This window comes from Collinsella sp. SGI.095, from assembly GCF_050314535.1.
Classification (GTDB): Bacteria; Actinomycetota; Coriobacteriia; order Coriobacteriales; family Coriobacteriaceae; genus Collinsella.
In genome coordinates, this window is the sequence record NZ_JBNPNG010000043.1 from 1 (window position 1) to 2,407 (window position 2,407).

At 63.1% G+C, this 2,407-nt stretch carries 2 protein-coding genes; both read left to right on the forward strand.

The window, feature by feature from the left end; all coding sequences use genetic code 11:
- Positions 1 to 101: 101 nt before the first annotated feature.
- Positions 102 to 1,553, forward strand: a complete 1,452-nt coding sequence (gene istA, locus ACQRCA_RS08325; RefSeq protein ID WP_427719875.1) for an IS21 family transposase — start codon at positions 102 to 104, stop codon at positions 1,551 to 1,553.
- Positions 1,554 to 1,555: 2 nt separating this feature from the next.
- On the forward strand, positions 1,556 to 2,320 hold the full coding sequence (gene istB / locus ACQRCA_RS08330) for an IS21-like element helper ATPase IstB (RefSeq protein ID WP_273339942.1): 765 nt from the start codon (positions 1,556 to 1,558) through the stop codon (positions 2,318 to 2,320).
- Positions 2,321 to 2,407 lie beyond the last annotated feature (87 nt).

Genomic DNA, 2,407 nt, shown 5'->3' on the forward strand with positions numbered 1-2,407 from the left:
TTCGCCTCATAAGCAAAGGCGCCGACCACCTCCAACGGATGGCCTAACTTAGTCATTGCTTCGGTAATCGACTCAAGGAGGCCGGAAAGGAAATGATCGGCATGTCAACTATTCTAGCAATCAAGCAGCGCGCTGCCCGTGGCGACAGCGTCGCCCAGATAGCCAGGGAGGAGGGAATCTCCGAGCCCACGGTGCGCAAATACCGCGACATGGACGACTTCTCCCCTCAGGTCAAGCCCAGGAAGAGGCGCGGTTCGAAGCTTGACCCGTTCAAGGCGACGATAGATCGTTGGCTTGCGGAGGACAGGAAGCGGCGCCCCAAGCAGCGACACACGGCCCAGCGGGTATTCGACCGGCTCGTCGCGGAATGCGGCTACGACGGCAGCTACACAATCGTCCAGGCCTACGTCAAGAAGCGCAAAGCCGAGCTCAAAGGCGCCAAAGACGAGTTCCTCAACCTCGAATGGGCGCCCGGCGAGGGGCAGGTCGACTTCGGCGTGTGCGACTTCAGGGTGCTGGGCGTCATGCGCGAGGTGCACTACCTGGTGGTCACCTTCCCGTTCTCCAACGTGTCGCTGGCGCAATGCTTCTGGGGCGAGACGTCGGAATGCGTCTGCGAGGGCCTGAAGGCCGTGTTCGAGTTCTGCGGGGGCGTGCCCACCCGGTTGGTGTTTGACAACGCCACGGGCGTCGGCAGAAGGGTCGGCCAGGCTGTCAGCACCGCCGACACGTTCACGCGCTTCGCCGCCCACTACGGGTTCGACTTCTCCTTCTGCAACCCCAACTCCGGCCACGAGAAGGGCTCCGTGGAGAATGCCGTCGGGGCCATCCGGCGCAACCTGTTCGTCCCCGTTCCCCGCATCGACAGCCTGCCCGCCTACAACAAGCGGATCCTCGGCAGGTGCCTGGATCGCGCCGGCAAGGACCATTACCTCAAAGGGGAGCCCGAGCGCCAGCTGTTCATGGAGGACTGCGTGGCCATGGCCGACCTGCCGGCGAAGCCCTTCCGCGTCGCGAAGATAGTCACGGCCAAGACCGACAAGTACGGCGACGCGTGCCTCGACGGCAGACACCGCTACCCGCTCGGGCCGGACCACGGCGAGGAGAGGGTGATCGTCGAGCTGGGCGCATTCCGGGTAGCCTTCTACGACGGCGAGGGCACGCAGATCGCCGCCTTCGACCGAGCATACGGGGATGCGCCCACCAAGGCCAGCGACCCCATGTCGCAGCTGGCGCTCCTTTGCAGGAAGCCGGGCGGATGGCAGAACAGCGCCGTCAGGGCGACCTTGCCGAAATCGCTGGCCAGGTCGATGGATTCCATGGGCAGGGCCGACAGGGGCACGATGCTCAGGATGCTTCGCGACGTCAGCGCGGATGCGGGCTACGAGGCCGCGGTAGCGGCGATGGCCGCGCTCGGCGCCGACGGCGGCGTCCCCAGCCGCGCTGACGTCGCATTGGCTGCCGCATGCACGGCGAACGGCCAAGGGTCCATCGCATACGACGACAGCCCCGACCTCGGGATGTACGACGCCGTCTTCGCAAAGGAGGCCTAGCCATGGACATCGAGCAGATGACGAGGGGCCAGATCGAGGCGGAGTTCGCCGCGCTGGCCAGGACCATGTACTTCACCAAGTCGACGATCGCTGCGTTTTCCAAGGATGCCACGCGAGGCCAGCTGGTGGCTGCATGCGAGCTGATCAGGAGCGAGAACGCCACCAGGGAGGAGAACAGGAAGGCAAGGCTCATGAGGCAGGCCAAATTCCCGGCCGTGAAGTCGGTCGCGGACTTCGACTTCGGCGAGGTGTCCTTCCCAGACGGCTACACCGTCGATGACCTGGTGTCATTGGAGTTTGTCCGGCAGGCCCAGGACTTCGTGTTCTACGGAGGATGCGGACGCGGAAAGACCCACCTGTCGATCGCACTGGGCGTGCTGGCGGCCGAGCGGGGCTACAAGGTCAGGTACTTCGAGACCGCGTCGCTGGTGCTGATGCTGAAGGCGGCCGTCGCCGACAACAGGCTCGAGCAGGTGCTTCGCGACATAGCCAAGGCGGACCTGCTGATAATCGACGAGTACGGCTACATCCCGATAGACATCGAGGGCGCTCGGCTGCTCTACCAGGTGATGTCGGCAACGTACGAGACGAGGAGCATGATCGTCACAACCAACATAGAGTTCGGCAAATGGGGCACTGTGCTGGGAGACGCGCACCTGGCCACGGCGACGATTGACAGGATCATGCATCATGGTCGGCTGGTTGAGTTCGGCGGGCAGAGCAGAAGGTTCGAGGAAGCCTTGATGATGGGAAGATCGGACAGTTAGCGAAGAAAGGGTGCGGCACCTTTGCAAAACGGTGAAACCCGAAAGAAATTAGTCGTGAAATCCTAAATTTAGTTGTTGTGAAAAACA